General features: G+C 63.1%; 21 protein-coding genes. 17 read left to right on the top strand and 4 right to left on the bottom strand.

Going from position 1 to position 23,158, the window contains the following annotated elements; all coding sequences use genetic code 11:
- The first annotated feature begins 12 nt into the window (after window positions 1–12).
- Window positions 13–882 carry a sterol desaturase family protein gene (locus KP003_RS16015; RefSeq protein WP_217299889.1) on the top strand — a complete coding sequence of 290 codons (870 nt, stop codon included), beginning with the start codon at window positions 13–15 and terminating at the stop codon, window positions 880–882.
- 82 nt (window positions 883–964) lie between these two features.
- Here KP003_RS16015 and KP003_RS16010 read toward each other — a convergent pair whose 3' ends face one another.
- From KP003_RS16010 to KP003_RS16000, 3 genes are all read right to left on the bottom strand, one after another.
- Entirely contained in the window at window positions 965–1,150 is a 186-nt protein-coding gene (locus tag KP003_RS16010) for a hypothetical protein (protein ID WP_216499949.1), read from the bottom strand.
- Window positions 1,151–1,287: 137 nt separating this feature from the next.
- Complete coding sequence (locus KP003_RS16005; RefSeq protein WP_216499950.1) at window positions 1,288–1,800, bottom strand: M48 metallopeptidase family protein; 513 nt, start codon at window positions 1,798–1,800, stop codon at window positions 1,288–1,290.
- A gap of 82 nt (window positions 1,801–1,882) precedes the next feature.
- Window positions 1,883–2,023, bottom strand: coding sequence for a hypothetical protein (locus KP003_RS16000; RefSeq protein ID WP_216499951.1), 141 nt, complete (start codon window positions 2,021–2,023; stop codon window positions 1,883–1,885).
- 301 nt (window positions 2,024–2,324) lie between these two features.
- On the opposite strand from KP003_RS16000, the gene bioF reads away from it, so the two are divergent.
- The 3 genes from bioF (at window position 2,325) to KP003_RS15985 (ending at window position 5,258) form a co-directional block, all read left to right on the top strand.
- Window positions 2,325–3,494: an 8-amino-7-oxononanoate synthase gene (gene bioF / locus KP003_RS15995; RefSeq protein ID WP_217299888.1), complete on the top strand. Its 1,170-nt coding sequence runs from the start codon at window positions 2,325–2,327 to the stop codon at window positions 3,492–3,494.
- Window positions 3,495–3,546: 52 nt separating this feature from the next.
- Complete coding sequence (locus KP003_RS15990) at window positions 3,547–4,326, top strand: alpha/beta fold hydrolase (RefSeq protein WP_239027560.1); 780 nt, start codon at window positions 3,547–3,549, stop codon at window positions 4,324–4,326.
- Between the two features lie 122 nt (window positions 4,327–4,448).
- Entirely contained in the window at window positions 4,449–5,258 is an 810-nt protein-coding gene (locus KP003_RS15985) for a methyltransferase domain-containing protein (protein WP_217299887.1), read from the top strand.
- A gap of 81 nt (window positions 5,259–5,339) precedes the next feature.
- Here KP003_RS15985 and ettA read toward each other — a convergent pair whose 3' ends face one another.
- Window positions 5,340–7,025, bottom strand: a complete 1,686-nt coding sequence (ettA, locus tag KP003_RS15980) for an energy-dependent translational throttle protein EttA (RefSeq protein ID WP_216499954.1) — start codon at window positions 7,023–7,025, stop codon at window positions 5,340–5,342.
- A gap of 170 nt (window positions 7,026–7,195) precedes the next feature.
- Between ettA and KP003_RS15975 the strand changes: the two genes are divergently transcribed.
- The 13 genes from KP003_RS15975 (at window position 7,196) to KP003_RS15915 (ending at window position 23,149) form a co-directional block, all read left to right on the top strand.
- Complete coding sequence (locus KP003_RS15975; protein WP_217299886.1) at window positions 7,196–8,557, top strand: RCC1 domain-containing protein; 1,362 nt, start codon at window positions 7,196–7,198, stop codon at window positions 8,555–8,557.
- A gap of 143 nt (window positions 8,558–8,700) precedes the next feature.
- Window positions 8,701–10,179, top strand: a complete 1,479-nt coding sequence (gene lysS, locus KP003_RS15970) for a lysine--tRNA ligase (protein ID WP_216499956.1) — start codon at window positions 8,701–8,703, stop codon at window positions 10,177–10,179.
- Complete coding sequence (locus tag KP003_RS15965; protein ID WP_216499957.1) at window positions 10,179–11,429, top strand: lipoprotein-releasing ABC transporter permease subunit; 1,251 nt, start codon at window positions 10,179–10,181, stop codon at window positions 11,427–11,429. The genes lysS and KP003_RS15965 overlap by 1 nt, the downstream gene beginning before the upstream one ends.
- Window positions 11,422–12,102 (top strand): ABC transporter ATP-binding protein, encoded by a 681-nt coding sequence (locus KP003_RS15960; protein WP_216499958.1) that lies wholly within the window; start codon window positions 11,422–11,424, stop codon window positions 12,100–12,102. Before KP003_RS15965 ends, KP003_RS15960 begins: the two co-directional genes overlap by 8 nt.
- Before the next feature lie 54 nt (window positions 12,103–12,156).
- The gene (gene bamA / locus KP003_RS15955; protein ID WP_407931692.1) at window positions 12,157–14,571 is read left to right on the top strand and encodes an outer membrane protein assembly factor BamA; all 2,415 of its coding nucleotides are present in this window, start codon (window positions 12,157–12,159) and stop codon (window positions 14,569–14,571) included.
- Window positions 14,572–14,596: 25 nt separating this feature from the next.
- On the top strand, window positions 14,597–15,112 hold the full coding sequence (locus tag KP003_RS15950) for an OmpH/Skp family outer membrane protein (RefSeq protein ID WP_216499959.1): 516 nt from the start codon (window positions 14,597–14,599) through the stop codon (window positions 15,110–15,112).
- Between the two features lie 182 nt (window positions 15,113–15,294).
- Window positions 15,295–16,335 carry a UDP-3-O-(3-hydroxymyristoyl)glucosamine N-acyltransferase gene (lpxD, locus tag KP003_RS15945; protein WP_216499960.1) on the top strand — a complete coding sequence of 347 codons (1,041 nt, stop codon included), beginning with the start codon at window positions 15,295–15,297 and terminating at the stop codon, window positions 16,333–16,335.
- A gap of 163 nt (window positions 16,336–16,498) precedes the next feature.
- Complete coding sequence (fabZ, locus tag KP003_RS15940; protein ID WP_216499961.1) at window positions 16,499–16,933, top strand: 3-hydroxyacyl-ACP dehydratase FabZ; 435 nt, start codon at window positions 16,499–16,501, stop codon at window positions 16,931–16,933.
- A 15-nt stretch (window positions 16,934–16,948) separates the two neighbouring features.
- Window positions 16,949–17,725, top strand: coding sequence for an acyl-ACP--UDP-N-acetylglucosamine O-acyltransferase (gene lpxA / locus KP003_RS15935; RefSeq protein ID WP_216499962.1), 777 nt, complete (start codon window positions 16,949–16,951; stop codon window positions 17,723–17,725).
- 199 nt (window positions 17,726–17,924) lie between these two features.
- Window positions 17,925–19,043, top strand: coding sequence for a lipid-A-disaccharide synthase (lpxB, locus tag KP003_RS15930; protein WP_216500064.1), 1,119 nt, complete (start codon window positions 17,925–17,927; stop codon window positions 19,041–19,043).
- Window positions 19,040–20,782, top strand: coding sequence for a lipid A export permease/ATP-binding protein MsbA (gene msbA / locus KP003_RS15925; protein WP_216499963.1), 1,743 nt, complete (start codon window positions 19,040–19,042; stop codon window positions 20,780–20,782). Before lpxB ends, msbA begins: the two co-directional genes overlap by 4 nt.
- 15 nt (window positions 20,783–20,797) lie before the next feature.
- Window positions 20,798–21,724 (top strand): lysophospholipid acyltransferase family protein, encoded by a 927-nt coding sequence (locus KP003_RS15920; protein ID WP_217299885.1) that lies wholly within the window; start codon window positions 20,798–20,800, stop codon window positions 21,722–21,724.
- 84 nt (window positions 21,725–21,808) lie between these two features.
- Window positions 21,809–23,149: a 3-deoxy-D-manno-octulosonic acid transferase gene (locus KP003_RS15915; protein ID WP_496198501.1), complete on the top strand. Its 1,341-nt coding sequence runs from the start codon at window positions 21,809–21,811 to the stop codon at window positions 23,147–23,149.
- Window positions 23,150–23,158 lie beyond the last annotated feature (9 nt).

Here is a 23,158-nt window from a genome sequence, read left to right as displayed (position 1 = left end):
GGGAGTCAAAGCATGTCCGCACGAAGAGACAACCTGAGGGAAGAGCTGCCCAAGTGGCTGAACGCGGCGCTTATTTTCGGCACTTGCGCCGTGGTCGCGGCCATGGAGCTCAGGCGTCCGCTCCGGAGGGAGAAGGAGGACAAGCTGCGGCGCAACGAGCGTAACGCTGCCTTCTCCGTGATCGCCGCTACGACCGTCGCGCTCGCCGAGAAGCCGGTGGTGGGGCCGCTTGCCCTGCGGGTGCAGGCAAGGCGCCTGGGGCTCGTGAAACTTCTTTGCCTCCCGGCCTGGGCGGAAGTTGCGCTGTCCGTCGTGCTCCTCGACTACACGCTCTACATCTGGCACGTCCTGACCCACAAGGTCCCCTTGCTCTGGCGCTTCCACAGGCCGCACCACGTCGATCTCGACCTCGATGCCAGCACCGCGCTTCGCTTCCATTTCGGCGAGCTGCTGCTGTCGGTTCCCTGGCGGGCGGCGCAGGTCCGCCTGATCGGGGTCGCACCCTTCGCGCTCGCCTTATGGCAGACCCTTACCCTGATGGAGATCCTGTTCCATCACTCGAACCTGAGGCTCCCCCATCGCGTCGAGCGGCGTTTGTGCCGCTTCATCGTCACTCCGCGCATGCACGGGATCCATCATTCGGCGGTCAGGGAGGAAAGGGACTCCAACTGGTCCACCATCTTCTCGTGGCCGGATTACCTGCACGGCACCATCCGGCTCAACGTCATGCAGGACTCTTTGGACATCGGGGTGGCCGGTTTCCAGGATCCGAAGCAGCTCACGCTGGGCAGGGTGCTGGCGATGCCGTTCACCCCGCAGGTGGAGGCGGAAGGTCCCAAGCGCGAACCGCTGCCGGTGCCGACGACCGTGCTGGCAGTGTGACTGTCTCCCTTACGAAAAACGAAAGAGACCCATCGGGAGTTCCCGGTGGGTCTCTTTTTTTGCCGTGTGGGGGGGGGGAGAGTCAGGCCAGCGGTCCCCGGGGCGGGTCCTTGGGCCGCGTCTTCACCACGCCGGTCAGGATGCCGATGCCCAGCAAAATGATGGAGACGATGGCGATCTTGAACATGGCCACCCCTGCCGCGACCAGGGCCCAGGCGACGCCTGAGATGATGAGAATGAACCCGATGATGTAGAGCGCGAACGACATGGGATCCTCCTTGAGCCAGGATGGACGGTCGGTTGCAATGCTGAAGATTATTGATTTTTCGACAGTGTAAATGCTAGCGGGAGGGGGGCGGTTGTCAATGGCGGGGAGGGGGCTGCGCGGCGGCGCAACCGTGCCGATCAGGCTTCCCGGTACAGCGCGCCGAATGCGTCGAGGTGGGTGAGGTACAGCCTAGTGTCGAATTCGAGCTGGTGGTAGTTGGGTTCCATGTACTCGCAGAGCTGGTAGAAGGCCTTGTTGTGCTCCTTCTCCTTGAGGTGCGCCAGTTCGTGCACCACTATCATGCGCAGGAACTCGACCGGGGCCGTCTTGAACAGCGTGGCGATCCTGATCTCGTGCTTCGCCGTGAGCTTGGCGCCCTGGACACGGGACACGAAGGAATGCAGGCCGAGGGCGTGGTTGATCACGCTGATCTTCGGGTCGTAGCTCACCTTGCTAAGCGGCTGCGACTTGCGGAGGAACTCGTTCTTCAAGTTGACGGTGAAATCGTAGAGTGAGCGGTCGGTCCTGATTTGGTGCGGGGTAGGGTACTTGGCCAGCAACACGTCCCCCAGTTCGTTGTTCGCCAGCAGGCGCTCCACCTTGGAGGTGACTTGTTCGGAATATCCTGCCAGGTATTTCAATCCGCGCATTCTTTCTTCCCGGGATGATGGTGTGCGACTGCGTCGCGAAGGTAGCACATCGCCCCGGGAAGTGCAAACGAGACGCGCAGAGTCAGAGCCGCAACGGCAACCTGCTGGCGCGCTCGACCATCCTTTGCATCATGCACCCCAGGTAGCGGGAGCCCCGTTCGCTTGCCGCCAGCTTCTGTTGCACGGCCGGAAGCCTCAGGATGGCACCGACGAGGGCCGCCATGGCCCGGTGCCCCGGATCAGGGTCTCGCAGCGGCTGCTGCAGCAGTTGCAGATGGAGCTGCCCCCGAACTGCGCGTTGTCAGCCACCTGGATCAGGTTCTGCTCCCTGCACTGCTGGAGGAGCTCGATGCAGCGCTCGGGGGACGGTTCAGGTTGTGGCGGCACGGAATTGTGCCATGAAATCAGCTCTATAGGTTTGGCTGTATGTATTTGTCAACCGCTGGCCGTTGCCAGGTTGACGAACCCGGGCGCCTGTGCTAATAAAAGGGCTCCGCTTTTACGCTGTTATGAGAGGAGAAACTGTGCAGACATTCGCAGAAGAACTGGACCAGTTGCGCTCCGAGGGGCTGTACCGCAGCATGAGGGTGATAAAAGGGGCGCAGGGGAGCCACGTCGATCTGGACGGTAAAAGGGTGCTCCTGCTTTGTTCCAACAACTATCTCGGGCTGGCCGATCATGCCGCACTGCGCCGGGCCGCGGTCTTCGGCGCGGCCTTCGGGACAGGAAGCGGCGCGTCGCGCCTGGTTTCGGGCAGCATGGATCTGCACGAGAAGCTGGAGGAGCGGATCGCCCGGTTCAAGGGGACGGAAAAGGCGCTGGTCTTCAACTCCGGCTATGCCGCCAACACCGGGATCATCTCCGCGCTGGTCGGGCGGGGTGATGCCATCTTCTCGGACAAGTTGAACCATGCCAGCATCGTGGACGGGGCCCTGCTGTCGCGGGCGAACTTCCACCGTTACCCGCACCGGGACATGGCGGCCCTGGAGCGGTTGCTGCAGGAAAAGCCGGGGACCGGGCGGCGCCTGATCGTCACCGACGGGGTTTTCAGCATGGACGGCGACATCGCTCCGTTGCGGCAGATGGTGCAGCTCGCCCGGCAATACGGTGCCCTGCTCATGGTCGACGATGCCCACGGCACCGGGGTTCTCGGTGCTACCGGGCGCGGCACCGCCGAACTCCTTGGGGTGATGGACGGCGTGGACATCCACATGGGGACGCTGGGCAAGGGATTGGGGAGCTTCGGAGCCTACGCGGCTGCGTCGCAGACGATCTGCGAATACCTGGTGAACAAGGCCAGAAGCTTCATCTTTTCCACCTCGCTTCCTCCGGCGGTTTTGGCGCCGTCCATCGCGGCACTGGACCTGGTCGATTCTCGCGAGGGGAAGGAGTTGCGGGACAGGCTGTCGGCGAACGTCGCGCTTTTCAAGAACAGGCTTGCCGCTGCGGGCTTCGACACCATGGGGAGCGAGACCCAGATCGTCCCCGTCTTCGTGGGACCGGCCGAGGCGACCATGCAGTTCAGCAAGGAGTTGCTGGACGAGGGGATCTTCGTGCAGGGTATCAGGCCTCCCACCGTACCGGCGGGAAGCTGTCGTCTGCGCTGCACCATCATGGCTACCCATGAGGCCGCCGATCTCGAAGCCGCTGCCGACACCATCGCCCGGGTGGGGAAAAAGCTTGGTGTGATTTGAAACCGGTTCAAAGCGGTTACTGCTTTTCGTAATTTCAGAAGGAGAAAGTCGGGTGACCCTACACTATCAGGAAGCAGGCGCGGGAAGACCGGTGGTATTCGTCCACGGCTGGGCCATGTCCGGGCGTGCCTGGCGTTTCCAGCAGGAGCTGGCGGATGCCGGGCGCCTCATCTTTTTGGACCTGCGCGGCCACGGCCATTCTGCCCCGGCTCCGTCCTACACCATCGACGATTACGCCTCGGACCTCGCCGCGTTCTTCGAAGAACTCGCTTTGCAGGACGCGGTCCTGGTGGGGTGGTCGATGGGGGTGCAGGTGGCGCTGCAAGCCTTCCCGGCACTGCGGCCCCGTCTTGCCGGGATGGTGCTGGTGGGAGGCAACGCCCGATACGCCAGCACGGACGATTACCCGCACGGCAAGCCGCCGGTCGAAGTGAAGGGTATGGGGCTGCGCCTCAGGCGCGACCACCAAAAGACCATGGGCGACTTCTTCAAGGGGATGTTCGCCGAAGGGGAGCTGGACCACGCACTCTACCAGCGCATCGTGCACGGGATCGTGATGGGGGGGCGCTCCGCCGACCCTGAGGCGGTCATGCAATCGCTCAACATACTGTCCACGGCGGACCTGCGGGAGCAACTGCCGCAGGTGGACCGGCCGGTGCTCGTCGTTCATGGCGAGCTGGACACCGTCTGCCCTGCCGCTGCCTCGACCTATTTGGCGCAGCGGCTCCCGATGGCGCGGCTGGAGATATTCCAGGGGTGCGGTCACGCCCCCTTCATGACCAGGCCGGAGCGGTTCAACGAGCTGTTCAGAAATTTCCTGGAGGCACTCTAGCCCCTCCGGCGGCACTCCACTAACCCCTTCTTCCGGAGGGGGAGAATGGAGGCAAGGACGTCGGATTCCCCCTCCCTAACCCTTCCCCTCCGGGGGAGTGAGTATCATTCGGTAAGGTATCGATGGCAGCAGAGATAGACAGAGACAAGGTGCGGGAGTCGTTCCACCGCCAGGCTACCGATTACGACCGGCACGCCGTGGTCCAGGGGCGGGTGGTCGAGAAGCTGCTCGGGCTGCTGCAGGCGGAAGGGGTGAGCCCGGCTCGCCTGCTGGACATTGGCGCCGGGACCGGGAGGCTCCTGGTGCGCTTGACCGATCTGTATCCGGACATGGACGCCGTCGGCGTCGATCTCGCGCCGGGGATGTGCCAGACGGCGGCCGAAAACCTTGCCGGCAGGCGGGTACGCATGGTGAACGCCGATGCCGAGTCGCTACCCTTCGAGGCGGAGAGCTTCGACGTGGTGGTCTCCACCTCGACCTATCAATGGCTCGCCACGTTGGACCGGGCGTTCTCCGAGGCGCGCCGCGTGCTGGCCCCCGGCGGGGTGTTCTGTTTCGCCCTCTTCGGGGAGCGTACCCTGTTCGAACTGCGGGAGTCCTACCGGGCGGCAGTCGAAGGGGGGGGCGACCGCACCCACAGCTTTTTCCCCTGCGCAGAGGTGTCGGCCGCCTTGGAGCGGACTGGCTTCGAGGCAGCGCGGGTCGGCTCCGAGCTGGAGGTGGAACTGCACCCCGACGTGCCGGCACTGCTCCGCTCCTTGAAGAGGATCGGGGCCGGGAGCACGGCACCCGCCAGCGGCAGGGGACTGGCGGAGCGCAGGGTGATGCTGGAGATGATGGCGAGCTACCGCTCGCGCTTCGGCAGCGAGGCGGGGGTGCCGGCGACCTACGAGGTGGTCTACGGGGTCGCCCGCAAGGGAGGGGGCGAATAATTATTCGCCCCTACAGGTGCACAAAAAAGTGGGGGCGGCCGTCAATCGGCCGCCCCCTTCTTGTGTCTGCCCCTTTGCCGCCTAGGCGCGGGTCAGCTGGCGGTACCTGATGCGGTGCGGCTGGTCGGCCGCGGTCCCCAGGCGGGCGTGGCGGTCTTCCTCGTACTCGGAGTAGTTCCCCTCGAACCAGACCACCTTGCTGTCCCCCTCGAAGGCGAGGATGTGGGTGGCGATCCTGTCCAGGAACCAGCGGTCGTGGGAAATGACCACGGCGCAGCCGGCGAAGTTCTCAAGCGCCTCCTCCAGCGCACGCATGGTGTTCACGTCCAGGTCGTTGGTCGGCTCGTCCAAGAGGATTACGTTGCCGCCTTCCTTGAGCATCTTGGCCAGGTGCACGCGGTTGCGCTCGCCGCCGGAGAGCATGCCGACCTTCTTCTGCTGGTCGGCGCCGGAGAAGTTGAAGCGGGCCACGTAGGCGCGGGAGTTGACCAGCTGTTTGCCGAGCTGCAGCTGCTCCTGGCCCTCCGAGATCACCTCCCAGATGGTCTTGTCCGGATCGAGGGCGTCCCTGCTCTGGTCAACGTAGGCGAGCTTCACCGTCTCGCCGGTCTTGAAGCTGCCGGAGTCCGGCTTCTCCTCGCCGGTGATCATGCGGAACAGGGTGGTCTTGCCGGCGCCGTTGGGGCCGATGACGCCGACGATGCCGCCGGGAGGGAGCCGGAATTCCATCCCCTCGATGAGGAGCTTATCCCCGTACCCCTTGCTGACGTTCTCCGCCTCGACCACGACCCCGCCCAGACGCGGCCCGGGCGGGATGAAGATCTCCAGGTCCTTGGCCCGCTGCTCGCTCTCGGTGTTCAGCATGTCCTCGTAGGAGTTGATGCGCGCCTTGCCCTTGGCATGGCGACCCTTGGGGGACATCCGGATCCATTCCAGCTCGCGTTTCAGAGTCTTCTGCCGCTCGCTCTCGGTCTTCTCCTCCTGGGCCAGGCGCTTCTCCTTCTGCTCCAGCCAGGAAGAGTAGTTCCCCTGCCACGGGATCCCCTGGCCGCGGTCCAGTTCCAGGATCCAGCCCGCCACGTTGTCAAGGAAGTAGCGGTCGTGGGTCACGGCGATGACGGTGCCGGCGTAGCGCTGCAGGTGCTGCTCAAGCCAGGCCACGCTCTCGGCGTCGAGGTGGTTGGTCGGCTCGTCCAAAAGCAGGATGTCCGGCTTCTGCAACAGCAGGCGGCACAGGGCGACGCGGCGCTTCTCGCCGCCGGAGAGGTTGGCGACGTTGGTCTCGGGGGGCGGGCAGCGCAACGCGTCCATGGCAAGCTCCAGGCGGCTGTCCAGGTCCCAGGCGTCCAGGTGGTCCAGCTTCTCCTGCACCTTGGCCTGGCGGTCGCAGAGCTTCTCCATCTCTGCGTCGGTCATCTCCTCGCCGAACTTCATGTTTATCTCGTTGAACTCGTTCACCAGGTCGACCACTTCCTGCACGCCTTCCTCGACGCACTGGCGCACCGTCTTGGAGGGGTCGAGGGTGGGTTCCTGCTCCAGGAAGCCGACCGTGTAGCCCGGGGAGAGGATGGTCTTGCCGTTGAACTCCTTGTCCGTGCCGGCGAGTATCTTCAGAAGCGAACTCTTGCCGGAGCCGTTTAGACCGAGCACGCCGATCTTGGCGCCGTAAAAATAGGAGAGGTAGATGTCCTTCAGCACCGGTTTCTTGTCGTAAAACTTGCTCACCCCGATCATCGAGTAGATGACCTTGTTCGGCTCGATAGCCATGACTTCCTCCGTATCGTTTTATTAATCTTTGTATCGTTTTGTAAAAGGGCCATTATTACATGCAACTACCGCGGCATGTCAACTGCCATCCCCCGGAGTCCGTCCTTGACATTCCCATTTATGTATAGTTAAATCCGCCGGATCGAATTAACCAACAAGGGGTCTCTAACATGCAAACTCGCGGGCGTTTCAAGGTTTTGATCTGCGCCGGGCTTCTTACTGCCGCACTCTCCGGCTGCGGCGGCTCTTCCTCCAAGGACCACATCCCCTCCACGGTCACCATATTCTACAGCCACAGCGTCATCTTCAGAAACCACAGTACCTTCACCATGGGGTACAACGGTTTCGGCCAACTGGGCGACGGCACGTTGACGAAACGCGAGGTCGCCGTCCACGTTCCGGGAATGGACAACATGGTCTTGCCCGGGGCAAAGGCCGTCGCGGGGAACGAACATACCATGGTGTTCGGCAACATCACGAGCCTCGTCTCCTCCTGGGGGTACAACCTGTACGGCCAGCTCGGGGCGGGGAGCAAGGTTTCCACCGCCTATCCCGATGCCTACAGCTCGAAACCGGTTGAGGTCTGGATGCACGCCACCGTGACCGACATCGCAGCGGGCGGCTACCACTCGCTTGCCGTCGCCGGCGACAAGCTCTACGCCTGGGGGCAGAACACCTACCACCAGGTCGGCAACAACAGCACGACCAACGCCACCGCTCCCGTCCAGGTCACCACCGGCCGCGACGGCGAAGACCTGACCCTGCTGCACCCCTTGCAGGTGGCGGCCGGCGGCCTCCATTCCCTTGCGCTTTTGACCACCGGCGGCGGGACCCCGGTCAACTACGTCTACGCCTGGGGGGGCAACAGCTACGGGCAGGTCGGCTTCGGCAAGACCAGCTTCGGCACCTACTCTACGAGCTGCGCACGTCCCAGGAAGGTGACCTTCCCCGATACCCTTACGGGCACCATCGAGCAGGTCGCAGCCCTCGGCAGCGCAAGCCTCGCTCTGGAGGTGCAGCGGGACAACCTCGGCGCCATCGCCTCCGAGATCCTGTGGGGGTGGGGGTACAACGACGCGGGGGAACTCGGCGACCTGATCGAGCACGGCAACGTGACGCCGCTGACCTTGAAGAGCAGCCCCGACCCGGTACCGGTCTTTACCGTGACCGGCAAGGTGATCAAGAAGATGGTCACCGGGACCAACCATATCCTGCTGCTTCTGGGGGATCCCGGCAACGACGGCAGCGACGGCAGCTACGAGATCCAGTCCATCGGCAACAACTACTACGGACAGCTCGGCAACGGCACCTTCACCAACTCCAGCAGCCTGGTCTATGTGCTGCAGACCTTCGGCGGCGCCCATTTCGCCGGGGCCACCGACATCGCCGCCTTCGGGACCTGCTCGTTCGCCAAAGTGAACGGCGTCTGGTATGGCTGGGGCAACAACAGCATGGGGCAGCTCGGCAACACTGTCGACACCACCTCTGGGGTTCCCTACTTCAAGGTGCCGGTGACGGTCAAGTTCCAGTAGCACATTTGTCAGAAGGGATACGGCTTTAGCCTTGCTTCACCAGGCCGAGCCGTACCCCTTTTCCCTTGACTTGGCTGGCGCAAATAGTTTAGTTTGACGGATTGTTTCACAGCCCAACGCGGTAAAGAAAGGTTGCAGATAACATGGAAGAGTTGAGCGAACTGCTGCTGCAGAGAAGACGCAAGGTAGATGCATTGTGGGAGGCGGGGATCAACCCGTACCCGAACGATTACAAGCCTCAGCATACCTCGGCCGACGTGCGCGACGCCTACGGCGATAAGGAGGTCATCGAGGACGACCCGCAGACCTTCGTGGTCGCCGGGCGCATCATCATGCGCCGCTCTTTCGGCAAGGCCGCCTTCGTGCAGGTGCAGGACCGCAAGGGGCGCATGCAGCTTTACCTTAAGAAGGACACCCTGGGCGAGGAGCTCTTCGCCGAGTTCGAGAACTACGACATCGGCGATATCATCGGCGCCACCGGTACCCCGTTTAGGACCAAGACCGGCGAGCTGTCCCTGGCAGTCTCCACCGTACGCCTTCTGACCAAGTCGCTTCTGCCGCTCCCCGAGAAGTTCCACGGCTTGACCGACGTGGAGACCCGCTACCGCCAGCGCTACGTCGACCTGATCGTCTCCCCCGAGGTGCGCGAGGTCTTCTACAAGCGCTCCAGGATCGTGCAGTTGATCCGCGAGTTCATGACCAAAAACGACTTCCTCGAGGTCGAGACGCCGATGATGCAGCCGATCCCCGGCGGCGCCACCGCGAAACCGTTCGTGACCCACCACAACGCGCTGGACATGGAACTGTTCCTGCGCATAGCCCCGGAACTCTACCTGAAGCGCCTGGTGGTGGGGGGCTTCGAGCGCGTCTTCGAGATCAACCGCAACTTCAGAAACGAAGGGATCTCGGTGCGCCACAACCCCGAGTTCACCATGATGGAGTTCTACCAGGCCTACGCCACCTTCGAGGACCTGATGAACTTCACCGAGGAACTTCTCTGCCACGTGACCCAGGAACTCTTAGGGACCCTGGACTTCACCTACGGCGACGAGGCGATCAGCTTCCAGCGCCCCTGGAAGAGGTTCACCGTGAAGGAAGCGATCCTCGAGTACGGCGACATCGACGCGAAGAGCCTCGAGGACCGCGACCTCGCCTACGCCTACGCCCAGAAGATCGGGCTGGAGCTCCCCGAGGACATCGGCTACGGCAAGCTGATCACCGAGATCTTCGAGGAGGTCGCCGAGACCAAGCTGATCCAGCCGACCTTCATCACCAACTACCCGACCGAAGTGTCGCCCCTATCCCGGAAGAACGACCACGACCCGGAGTACGTGGACCGCTTCGAATTCTTCTGCGCCGGCCGGGAGATGGCCAACGCCTTCTCCGAGCTCAACGATCCGCGCGACCAGAAGGAGCGCTTCCTGGCCCAGGTGGCCGCCAAGGCCAAGGGGGACGAAGAGGCCCACTACATGGACGAGGACTACATCCGCGCCCTGGAGTACGGCCTGCCGCCGACCGCCGGGGAGGGGATCGGCATCGACCGCCTGGTCATGCTCCTCACCGACTCCCCGTCGATACGCGACGTCATCCTGTTCCCGCAGCTGCGTAAAGAGGGCAAATAATGCCCTTTGAGCTCTTCATAGGGCTGCGCTACCTGAAGGCGAAGCGCAAATCGACCTTCATCTCGCTGATCACCCTGATCTCGGTGGCGGGGGTCGCCCTCGGCGTCATGGCCCTCATCATCGTGCTGGCCGTGATGACCGGCTTCGAGGAGGATCTCAAGGACAAGATCCTTGGGACCAACGCGCACATCGTGGTCCTGAACGGCCTCGGCGCGGTGCAGGACTACCCGCAGGTAATGAAGAAACTTGAGGGGGTGGACGGTGTCGTCGCCGCCACCCCGTTCATCTACAACCAGGTCATGCTCTCCACCGGGAAGAACGTCTCCGGTGTGGTCCTGCGCGGCATCGACGTCGCCACCGACGCCAAGGTGACCAACCTGCACAAGTCGATGGTCGAGGGGAACCTCACATCGCTGGAGCCCGAGGTGGGCAAGACGCCGGGGGTGGTGATCGGCAAGGAGCTCGCCAAGAACCTTGGGCTGTTCCTGGGCGACACGGTGGACGTGATCTCCCCGATGGGGAACATCACGCCGCTTGGGATGATGCCCAAGCTGAACCGCTTCCGCATCACCGGCATCTTCAACACCGGCATGTTCGAGTACGACTCGACGCTGGCCTACGTCTCGCTCAAGGAAGCCCAGCAGTTCCTGGGGCTTGGGGACGTGGTGACCGGGATCCAGTTGAAGGTGCGCGACGTCTACAAGACCGGGGAGCTGGCCGGCAGGATCGACCGCGAACTGGGCCCTCCCTTCCACGCCCGGGACTGGATGCAGATGAACAAGAACATCCTCTTCGCGCTCAAGACCGAGAAGAGCGTGATGTTCATCATCCTGACCCTGATCGTGCTGGTGGCGGCCTTCGGCATCGCCTCGACGCTGTTCATGGTGGTCATGGAAAAGACCCGCGACATCGCGATACTCAAGTCGATGGGGGCTACCAGCCGCAGCATCATGCGCATCTTCGTCTTCGAGGGGCTCATCATCGGCGTCTTGGGCACCATCATCGGCGTCCTGGGAGGCCTTCTGGTCGCCCTCAACCTGGAGCCGATTGTGTCGGTGATCCAGAAACTGACCGGCTTCGAGCTCTTCAGCAAGGACATCTACTACCTCGACCACTTCCCGTCCCAGGTGGTGACGTCCGACGTGGTGCTGATCAGCGTCACCGCCGTGCTCATTTCCTTTGCCGCGACGCTGTACCCTTCCTGGGCCGCCTCGCGCATGGCCCCCGCCGAGGCGCTGCGCTATGAGTAGCCTGCTCGAGGTAAAGAACCTGTTCAAGTCCTACGGGACCGGCGAGGCCAGGGTCGAGGTCCTGAAGGGGATCGACCTAACCGTGGCGGCCGGCGACACCATCGCCCTGGTGGGGCCCTCCGGCGCAGGCAAGAGCACGCTCCTGCACGTGATGGGGACCATCGACCGTCCCAGTTCCGGCGAGGTGCTCTTCGACGGCGAGAAGATCTTCAACCTCGCGGACCAGCCGCTGGCGGCCTTTCGCAACCGTTCCATCGGCTTCGTGTTCCAGTTCCACCACCTGCTGCCGGAGTTCTCCGCGCTGGAAAACGTGATGATGCCGCTTTTGATCGGCGGCGAGAAGCGCTCCCGCTGCGAAGGGCGGGCGCTCAAGCTTTTGAAAGACGTGGGGCTTTCCCACCGGGTGACCCACCGGCCGGGCGAGCTTTCCGGCGGAGAACAGCAGAGGGTGGCCATTGCGCGCGCCCTGGTGCGCGAGCCGAAGCTCCTTCTGGCCGACGAGCCGACCGGCAACCTGGACATGAAGACCAGCGAAGAGGTGCATTCGCTCTTGTACGAGATCCAGCGCAACACCGGCATCTCGCTGGTCATAGTGACGCACAACGAGCACTTGGCGGCCGGCATGGCGCGCACCGTCAGGATGGTCGACGGCAAGGTGGTCGAGGCGGCCTGACCACGCCGCCCTTTTTACTGATAACTATTATCTTTGGCTTTTTCGGGGGACCCTTTGCTGCGTAAATCGTTATCTACCCTGCTTGCCGCTCAGCTGATGCTTTGCATGACGGTTGCCTCCGCCCAGGCCGAGCAAGCTGCTGCCGGGAAGGCCGCCGATACCACCTCCGCCGACAAGGCCGCTGCCGACAAGTCCGCTGCCGACAAGGCAGCCGGAGAGCAAGCTGCCGGCGGTAAGATCGTGGCGGTCAAGATCAGCGGCAACCACCGCATCGAGACCGCAGCCATCCTCCAGGCGGTGCGCCTGAAGGGCGGCGATGTCGTCACCCCGGACAAGGTCGACGCGGACATCCGTGCCATCTACAAGCTCGGGCACTTCACCGACGTCAAGGTGCAGAGCGAAGCGAAGGACGGCGGTGTCGTCATCGAGTACGTGGTCACCGAAAAGCCGATCGTGCGCGAGGTGAAGATCGAGGGGGCCAAGGAGCTCTCCACCGACAAGGTCCGCGAGGCGATCGAGATCAAGCCCAACACCGTCTTCTCCGCCAAGGACCTGCAAAAGAGCGTCAAGAAGGTGAAGAAGCTCTACTCCGACGAGGGGTACTACTTAGCCGAGGTTTCCGGCGACCTGAGCATCCGCTCCGAGACCGAGGTCCACGTCATCTTCCGCATCAAGGAAGGGGACAAGGTTCTCATCCAGCAGATCGAGTTCGAGGGGAATCACGCCTTCCCCGACAAGAAGCTCAAGAAGACCATGGAGACCGGCGAGAAGTGGTTCCTTTCCTGGTTGACCGGCGCCGGCACCTACAAGGAAGAGGTCCTTAAAAACGACGTCAACCTCCTCACCGAGCACTACATGAACAACGGCTACGTCAACGTGAAGGTCGGCGAGCCGAAGGTGGAGCTGCTCCCGGACCGCAAGGGACTCAAGGTGAGCATCGGCATCACCGAGGGGGAGCAGTACCGTGTCGGCAAGCTCGGCTTCAAGGGTGAGCTGCTGGAGAGCGAGACCGTGCTGAACGGCAAGCTCAAGGAGAAGCCGGGCCAGCTCTTCAGCCGCGCCGACCTGCGCACCGACGTCTTCGGCCTGACCGACCTTTACGCCGACAAGGGGTACGCCTTCGCCAACGCCTCTCCGATCACCAAGCTCAACCCGGAGAACCACACCATCGACATCACCTTCGACATGGAGAAGGGGCAGAAGGTCACCATCGACCGGATCAACATCACCGGCAACGTGAAGACCCGCGACAAGGTGGTGCGCCGCGAACTGAAGCTCGACGAAGGGGACCTGTACAGCTCCACCGCGCTCAAGAAGAGCAAGCAGAACCTGATGAACACCGGCTTCTTCGAGGAGGCGAACCTGGCCACGGCCAAGGGGAGCGCCGCGGACAAGCTCGACCTGAACGTCGAGGTCAAGGAGAAGCCGACCGGCACCTTCAGCATCGGCGCCGGTTACAGCTCGCTGGACGGCATCATCGGCCAGGGGTCGGTGCAGCAGGCGAACTTCCTCGGCCTGGGGCTCAAGATGACCGCCGCGGCATCGCTGGGTAGCAAGTCGCAGACTTACAACCTGGGCCTCACCGATCCCTACTTCATGGACACCAAGTGGACCCTGGGCGCCGACATCTACCGCAACGAGCGGCAGTACCTCGACTACACCCGCAGGGCCACCGGCGGCGACATCAAGGCGGGCTACCCCCTCTCCGACACGGTGAGCACCTTCTGGCTCTACAAGTACGAGCAGAAGGAGATCTTCGACGAGTCGGAGGATTTGAGGCTCAACATCCTTAACGGCACGGTGCTCGCTCCTGAGAAGACCTCTACCACCAGCGCCATCATCGCCAGCCTCTCCAGGAACACCACCGACTACCGCCTCGATCCCTCGACCGGGATGTTGAACACCCTCTCCGTCGAGTTCGCCGGGGTAGGGGGGACCAACCGGTACATCAAGTACATCACCGAGCACACGCTGTTCCACCCGCTGTTCTACGGCGTGGGGTCCGTGCGCGGCACGCTGGGGTACGTCCAGTCCTACGGCGGCAAAGAGATCCCGATCGACGAGAAGTTCTACCTGGGCGGCATCAGCTCGCTGCGCGGGTACTCATCGAGGACGGTGAGCCCCAACAAGACGACCCCGGTGCCGACCTCCGGTATCGGCGGCCTGACCGGCTCCAAGGACAACCGCGTCTACCTGGGCGGGGACGTCGAGGCTGTGGCCAACGTGGAATGGTCCTTCCCGCTCCTGAAGGAGGCGGGTCTCAAAGGGGTGCTGTTCTTCGATGCCGGCAACTGCGACAACACCTTTAACGGGACCTTCTCGAACATCCTCACCTCGTACGGTGGCGGCATCAGGTGGTTCTCCCCGATCGGCCCGCTGAGGCTGGAGTACGGGATTCCGATCAACCCCAGGGAGGGGATCGACAACAAGGGCGGCAAGCTCGAATTTTCAATCGGCAGCATTTTCTAAATCCATGTACTGGAAGGAGCAAGTCATGAAACGTTTCATCATCGCAATTATGCTGGTTCTGGCACTTCCGCTGGCGGTAATGGCTGCCGACGGTTCCAAGGTCGGTTCCGTGGACATTCAGAAAGTGCTGTCGCAGTCCGACGCCGGCAAAGAGGCGAAGGACCAGCTGATGCAGAAGGCCTCCAAGTACGAGGCTGAGAAGGCGGCCAGGGAGGCCGAACTCCTCAAGCTGAAAGGTGAACTGGAGAGCCAGGGGACCGCGCTGCTCAACGACTCCGCCCGCAGCGCGAAGGATCGCGATTACCAGAAGGGGATGAAGGATTACCAGCGTTTCCTGAAGGATGCCCAGGACGACCTGCAGTTGAAGAACTCAGAGTACACCAATAAGATCCTGGACGAGATCGGCAAGGTGGTTCAGGAGTTCGGCCGCAAGAGCGGCTACACCGCCATCTTCAGCAGGGAGACCATGGTCTACGTTGACCCGGCCGCCGACGTCACCGATGCGGTCCTGAAGGCCTTCAACGAGAGCAGAAAGAAATAAGACTCTAACTGCCGTACTACGTTCTACGTTCCACGTTAGGAAGCACGTCTGAAGGTGCGGATAACTCCTTCCTCAGCCGTTGCCGGAACATTTCGATGAGCCCCCTTTGCACGAAGGGGGACTTGTCGTTTTTAACGTAGAACGTAGAACTTAGAACTTAGAACGGTTTCAAGGATGTTTACATGAAAAAGACCCTTCGTGAGATAGCAGAGTACCTCGGTGGCACCGTTGCCGGGGACGGCGAGATCCTGATCGGCGGACTGGCCACCCTGGATGACGCAGGGGAGGGGCAGCTCACCTTCCTCGCCAACCCGAAGTACGCCGGCAAGGTCGCCACCACCAACGCTTCGGCGGTGCTGATGGGGGTCGGAGGCAACACCCACGGCAAGAATGCCATCTTCCATGTCAACCCGTACCTGGCCTTCGCGAAACTGCTGACCCTGTTCTACACGGCACCGCCCCCGCGGCTGGGCGTGCTCCCCGGCGCCTTCGTGGCTCCGGGCGCCAAGATCGGGGCTGATGTCACCATCTATCCCGGCGCAAGCGTCGGCCCCGGCGTGACCGTCGGTGACCGCGTCACCCTTTACCCGGGCGTTGTCCTCTACCCCGGCTCCAGCGTGGGTGACGACGTGACGCTGTACGCCAACGTCAGCATCCGCGAGCGCTGCCGGGTCGGCAACCGGGTCACCATCCATGACGGCACGGTGATCGGCTCGGACGGCTTCGGCTACGCGCCCGACGGCAGCTCGTGGTACAAGATCCCGCAGATCGGCATCGTGGTAATCGAGGACGACGTCGAGATCGGCTCCAACACGGTCATCGATCGCGCGGCGCTGGAAGTGACCCGCATCAAGCGCGGCACCAAGATCGACAACCTGGTCCAGATCGGGCACAACTGCGTGATCGGCGAGGACTGCATGATCGTGTCCCAGGTGGGGATCTCCGGCAGCAGCCAACTCGGCAAGCACGTCATCCTGGGGGGGCAGGTGGGGGTCGCCGGCCACATCAAGATCGGCGACAACGTGATGATCGGCGCCCAATCCGGCGTGCCGGGCAACGTGGAGCCGAACCAGGTCCTTTCCGGGACCCCGGTCATGCCGCACCGGGAGTGGCTCAAGTCCTCCACCCTGGTTCCCAAGCTCCCCGAGTTCAGGAAGACCCTCTCTGCACTGGAGAAGCGGGTGGCCGAGTTGGAAGAGAAGCTCGCGCAAAAAGGCGAGTAACCGTTCACAAGGTTCTAGTCCCTCCCCCGGAGGGGTAGGGAGGGGGCTTCGCGCTTCCCCCTCCCAACTTCCCCCGCAAGGGGGAAGAGTCATAACGACTGAAATGCAATTACTTCGGCTCAAGCCTGACCGGCAAAACGCCGATGCGAGGAGAGAAATCAGCATGCTCGACATAGTCCAGATTATGGAAATCCTGCCCCACCGTTACCCGTTCCTCCTGATCGATAAGGTCCTCGAACTCGAGCCGGGCAAGCGGGTGGTCGCAATCAAGAACGTCACCATGAACGAGCCCTTCTTCCAGGGGCACTTCCCGGGCTTCCCGGTCATGCCGGGGGTCCTCATCATCGAGGCCATGGCGCAGTCCGCCGCCATCCTCGCCTACACCGCCATGGGCGATGACGCCAAGGAGAAGGTGAGCTACTTCATGGCCATCGACAACGCACGCTTCAGAAAGCCGGTGAAGCCGGGCGACACCCTGAGGATCGAGGTGGAGACCCTTTTCAGTAAGCGCGGCATCTGGAGCTGCGCCGCCAAGGCCTACGTCGGCGAGACCCTGATGACCGAGGCGGAACTGAAGGCAACGCTGGGCGACAAGTAGTACACGGAGAACGTTATGATCCACAGCACCGCAATAGTCCACCCCGGCGCCAAGATCGCCGAGGGGGTCGAGATCGGCCCGTACGCAGTGATCGGCGAAAACGTCAGCATCGGCAAGGGGACCAAGATCGGTCCGCACGCTGTCATCGACGGTTGGACCGAGATCGGTGAGGCCAACACCATCTTCCACATGGCCTCGGTCGGCGCCATTCCGCAGGACCTCAAGTACCGCGGCGAGAAGACCTGGCTCAAGATCGGCAACGGCAACACCATCCGCGAGTTCGCCAGCCTGCACCTCGGCACCGTCACCGGCGACGGGGAGACCACCGTCGGGGACAGCAACCTCTTCATGGCCTACTCGCACGTCGCACACGACTGCCACATCGGCAACAACGTGATCATGGCCAACTCCGCCACCCTGGCTGGCCACGTCACCGTCGAGGATTACGCGATCCTGGGGGGGCTTTGTGCCGTGCTCCAGTTCATGCGCATCGGCGCGCACGTGATGGTGGGGGGGATGACCTCGGTTCCGATGGACGTTCCTCCCTACACCATCATCACCGGTGACCGCTCCGAAAGCCGTCTGCGCGGTCTGAACCTGATCGGGCTTAAGCGGCGCGGCTTTTCCGACGAGACCATCTCGAGCCTTAAGAAAGCGTACAAGCTCCTCTCCATGTCGGGGCTGAAGCTTGCCGAGGCGGTAGAGAAGATGAAGAGCGACGTTCCCAGGTGCCCCGAAGTGGACCACTTCATCGAGTTCATCGAGAGCTCGAAGCGCGGCGTCGCCAGGTAGCAACGAAGGCAGATCAAAAGGAAGATTAAGACTTAGATTAAGATTAAGTTACACTCTCTTAGTCTTAATCTTTATCTTTACCTGTCTTTAAGAGGGCAGATTGAGACAAAGATTAAGATTGAGAGAGGCCTTCTTAGTCTTGATCTTAATCTTTATCTGTCTTTAAGAGGTTCTTTTGCAAGAGAAGAAACAGTCAGTGATGATCGTCGCCGGTGAGGCGTCCGGCGAGATGTACGGCGCGCAGATCGCGACCGCCATCCGCGCGCTTGCCCCCGGGACCCGCTTCTTCGGCATGGGCGGGAACTGCATGCGCGAGGCCGGGGTCGAGACGCTGGTCGACGCCAACGTGATGGCCGTGATGGGACTGGTCGAGGTGGTGGCGCACCTCCCCACCATCGTGAGCGGCTTCACCACCCTCAAGAGAAAGATCCACAACGATCCCCCCGACCTTTTGATCCTGATCGACTACCCCGACTTCAACCTTCGGCTCGCCAAGGTGGCCAAGAAGGCCGGCGTCAAGGTGCTCTACTTCATCTCGCCGCAGGTCTGGGCCTGGAGAAGCCACCGCGTGCACGGCATCGGACGCGTCGTGGACATGATGGCGGTGCTCTTCCCGTTCGAGGTTCCCTTCTACCAGAAGGCCGGCGTGCCGGTCACCTTCGTGGGGCATCCCCTGCTCGACCTGGTCAAGCCGACCATGAAGCGGGACGAGGCGCTCGCCTCGCTCGGGCTCGACCCCGAGCGGCGCTGCATCGGCCTCTTCCCGGGGAGCCGCCGCTCCGAGATCCAGAAGCTCCTCCCCATCATCCTGGAGTCGGCGCGGATCCTCAAGGAGCGCATGCCGGACCTGCAGTTCGTGCTGCCGCGCGCGACGTCCCTAAAGGACGAGGACCTGGCACCGTACCTCGCCGGTTCGCGGCTCGAGGTAAAGGTGGTCTCCGGGAGAAACCACGACGTGATGAGCGGCTGCGACGCGGTCATCGCCGCATCGGGTACCGTGGTCATGGAGCTCGCCCTGGTGGGAGTCCCCCACGTGATCATCTACAAGATGTCCACCCTTACCTACGAGATCGGGAAGCGGGTGATCAACGTGCCGCACATCGGCATCAGCAACATCGTCGCTGAAAAGCGCATGGTCCAGGAACTGCTCCAGCACGAGGCCGAGCCGGTGCCGATCGCCGACGAGATCGACGCCCTGCTGAACCGGCCGGGGTATGCGGCGCAGATGCGCGAGGATTTCGCGGCGATGAGAGTGAAGCTTGGTAACGGCGGGGCCCTGGGCCGGGTGGCCCGACTCGCCTTGGAGATGATGAAATGAGCAGTGCAGTACCCGTAAGACCCAACGTGTTTCAACGCCTGTTAAGTTACAGCCGCCCCTACGGGTGGCGCATCGCGCTGGCCGCGCTCGGCTCGGTCGGCGTGGGCGGCATGGACGGCGCCATGGCGTACCTGGTGGAACCGGTCCTGAGAAGGATCTTCTCCGGCAAGGAGACGGCGATCTTCGTCCTGCTCCCGGCGGGGATCGTCTTACTCTACGCCCTGCGCGGACTGTGCCGTTACACCAACGACTACTTCATCCGTAGCGCCGGACAGCTCGCGGTACAGGACGTGCGCAACGACCTGTACGAAAAGAACATGAGGCTCAGCATCGGCTACTTCCACCGTCACGAGACCGGGACGCTGATGTCGCGCGTCCTCTCCGACGTGAGCATGATGCAGGAGGGGGTGGGGCAGGTCATCACCGGCCTGTTCCGCGACGGCCTCTCCGCCATCGCCCTTTTGGGGGTCATCTTCTACCGTGACTGGCAGCTCGCGCTGATCTCTTTCGTGGTGATCCCGCTCACCGTGGTCCCGGCCAGGAAGATCGGCAAGAGGATCAAGCGCGTGGCGCGGCAGGGGCAGGAAAAGATGGGGGATCTCGCCAGCATCCTCCAGGAGACCTACTCCGGCATCAAGGTGGTCAAGGCCTTCGGTTTGGAGGGTCGCGAGATCGAGCGCTTCCGGGCGCGCAACCGCGACTTCTACCACTTCACCCGGAAGAACATCAAGTACGAGGGGCTCTCCACCCCGATCATGGAGTTCATCACCTCCTTCGGCATCGCAGCGGTTATCTGGGTCGGCGGCTCCAACGTCATGCACGGCACGAAGAGTGCCTCGGAGTTCTTCTCCTTCATCACCGCGATGGTGCTGGTGTTCAACCCGATCAAGAGGCTTCTGGCCGCCTTCAACAACCTGCAGCGCTCCATGGGGGCCGCCGAGCGGGTCTTCGAGGTCATGGACGAGAAACCGGAGATCGTCGACGCCCCGGGATCGCGCGACCTGGGCAAGGCGCGCGGCGAGGTGGAGTTCCGCGATGTGCGCTTCAAGTACGAGGACGACTACGTGCTGCAGGGGGTGAACCTCACGGCGAAACGAGGCGAGGTGATCGCCCTGGTCGGCCCCTCCGGCGGCGGCAAGACCACGCTGGTCTCACTCATCACCCGCTTCTACGACCCGACCAGCGGCCAGGTACTCATGGACGGCGTGGACATCCGCGAGCGGACCATGAAGAGCCTCCTGGAGCAGATCGCGCTGGTCGACCAGGAGACCATCCTCTTCAACGACACCATCGCCAACAACATCCGCTACGGGAGGATGACCGCGACCGATGCGGAGGTCGAGGCCGCGGCCCGCGCCGCCTTCGCCCACGACTTCATCCAGGATCTCCCGGAGGGGTACCTGACCAACATCGGGGACCGCGGCGTGCGTCTTTCCGGCGGCCAGCGCCAGAGGCTCTGCATCGCCCGCGCGATACTCAAGGACGCCCCGATCCTCATCCTGGACGAGGCGACCAGCGCGCTCGATACCGAGAGCGAGCAGATGGTGCAGAAGGCGCTCAACAACCTGATGCAGAACCGCACCACCTTCGTCATCGCCCATCGTCTCTCCACCATCACCCATGCCGATCGCATCGTGGTGCTTGAGAAGGGGGCGGTTGCCGAGATGGGGAGCCACGACGACCTGCTCAAGGCGGATGGGATCTACAGCCGCCTGCACGGCATGCAGTTCAGGGCGTAAACGGGGGAGCGGGGCATGCTGAAACAGGTGCGCTGGTATCTTGAGATGGCATTCTTCGTGGTGGTCTCCTCCACGATCGCGCTGTTCCCCAACAGCGTCGCCCTGTCGGCCGGACGGTTGCTGGGGCGGACCGCATTCCTTTTCCTGGGGAGGAGGCGCCGCATCGCCATCGCCAACCTGGAAGCGAGCCTCCCCTTCCTGGAGCGCCAGCCGGGGTGGCAGGGGGGGACCGCCAAGGAAGTGGCCCGGGGCGTCTTCGAGAACCTGGGCTGCTGCATCGTCGAGGTCTGCAAGATCTACCGGGGGCGTGGGCAGGAACTGATCGACAACGTCGAGTTCCGCGGGCTGGAGCACTTCGACGCCGCCTTCGCCAAGGGGAAGGGACTCATCTTCATCACGGCCCACAGCGGCAACTGGGAGCTTCTGGCGCTCGCCTTCGGGGTGCACAAGCATGAGCTCTCCGTGGTTGCCAGGCGCCAGGACAACCCCCACCTGAACCGGATGGTCGAGCGCATCCGCAAGAGCTACGGCAACGGGCTCATCTACAAGGACGGCGCGCTCCGGGCGATGTTCTCCGCGCTCAAGAAGCGGGAGGTGGTGGGGCTATTGATCGACCAGGCGGTACAGTCCGAGTGGGGGATCCTCGCCGATTTCCTGGGGCGTCCGGCCTGGACCATGCGCATGCCCTCCCTGATCGCCAGGAAGAGCGGTGCACCGTTGGTCCCCGCCTTCATCCACCGCGAGGGGGACAAGAGCGTCATCACCATACATCCCGAGTACCGGCTCTCCGCTGCGGAGGATCCGGAGGTGGCAGCTTTCGAGGATGCCTGCGGGTTGAACCGCTACATCGAAGAGTACGTGGTCCGGCACCCCGAACAGTGGTACTGGGTGCACAAGCGCTGGAAGAACGCGCCGCAGCCCGCCGCCAGCCCCGCACCGTAGGGGCAAATAATCATTTGCCCTGCCCACCGGTGCACCGACCACGGTAACCGCGCAGGAGCAATCAGGCGAGCCAAAGGCGGGCGAATGGTTATTCGCCCCTACGAAAGTCCTTACATGATCAACATCATCTACAACCTGCTTTTGTGGCTCATCCTGCCGCTCCTGGTTCCCTTCCACGCCTACCGCTCTCTCTCCCGCGGGCGCCGTACCGCCTTCCTGGAACGCTTCGGCCGCATCCCCTCCGAGGAACTCGACCTGATCGGCAACGGGGGAGGGACCATCCTGGTGCACGCCGTCTCCGTCGGCGAGACCAACGCCGCGCTGCCGCTCCTGAAGGGGATCCGCCAGCGCTTCCCCGGCAAGAAGATCGTCGTCTCCAACGTCACAGAGACCGGCCGCAGCGTCGCCCAGAAGAGCAAGGCCGCCGACCTCTGCATCTACTTCCCCTTCGACTACCCCTTCGCCGTCCGTTCGGTGCTGGAACAGATCCGCCCGGAGCTCGTGGTCATCATGGAGACCGAGATCTGGCCCAACTTCATCGCCGTCGCGCGGGAGCTGGGTATCCCGGTGCTTTTAGCCAACGGCCGCATCTCCGACCGCTCCTTCGGTCGGTACCTGCGCCTGTCCTGGTTTTTCCGGCCGGTGTTGCAGCGCCTCTCGGCCCTTTGCATGCAGACTGCGGTGGACGCCGAGCGCATCCGCGCGATAGGCGCTCCGCCCGCCGCGGTGCACGTCGGTGGGAACCTGAAGTACGACATTCCGGTGGTCAAGGCGCCGGCCCAGCAGGTGGCCCGGATCAAGGAGAAATACCAAATACCCACGGACTGCTTCGTCTTCGCCGCGGCAAGCACGCACGAGGGGGAGGAGGCACAGGTCCTCTCGGCTTACCGCGACCTGCTGGCGCGCGATCCGCAGAGCTTCCTGATCCTGGCGCCGCGCCATCCCGAGCGCGCTCCCGGGGTCGCCGAGCTGATCAAGAAGGAGGGCTTCCCCTTCCAGTCCCGCTCCGCCCTGGACGGCTCCGGTCCGCTTCCGGCGGGGGGGATCCTGCTGCTGGACACGGTGGGCGAGCTAGCCGGACTCTACCGCGCCTCCGACCTCGTCTTCGTCGGGGGGAGCCTGGTCCCAACCGGCGGGCACAACCCGCTTGAGCCGGCCGCATGCCAGGTGCCGGTGCTGTTCGGGCCGCACATGGAAAACTTCCGCGAGATCGCGGCGCTCTTCGTGAAGCATTGCGGCGCCGAGGTGCAGCCCCCCGACGTGGCGGCGCTCAAGTCAGAGGTCATGCGTCTCGCCGCCGATGCCTCCCTTCGGGAAGAGCTGGGGCGCCGGGGCGCCGGCATCCTCCTGGAGAGCGCGGGCGCCACCGGGCGGCACCTTGACGTGATGGCCTCCCTGCTGGAACGAGGAGGACAACGTGGCTGACCTGGAGAA

Origin of the sequence: Geomonas diazotrophica, assembly GCF_019063885.1 — a bacterium.
In the GTDB taxonomy this organism is placed as follows: domain Bacteria; phylum Desulfobacterota; class Desulfuromonadia; order Geobacterales; family Geobacteraceae; genus Geomonas; species Geomonas diazotrophica.
This window is presented reverse-complemented; position numbering and strand designations above follow the sequence as displayed.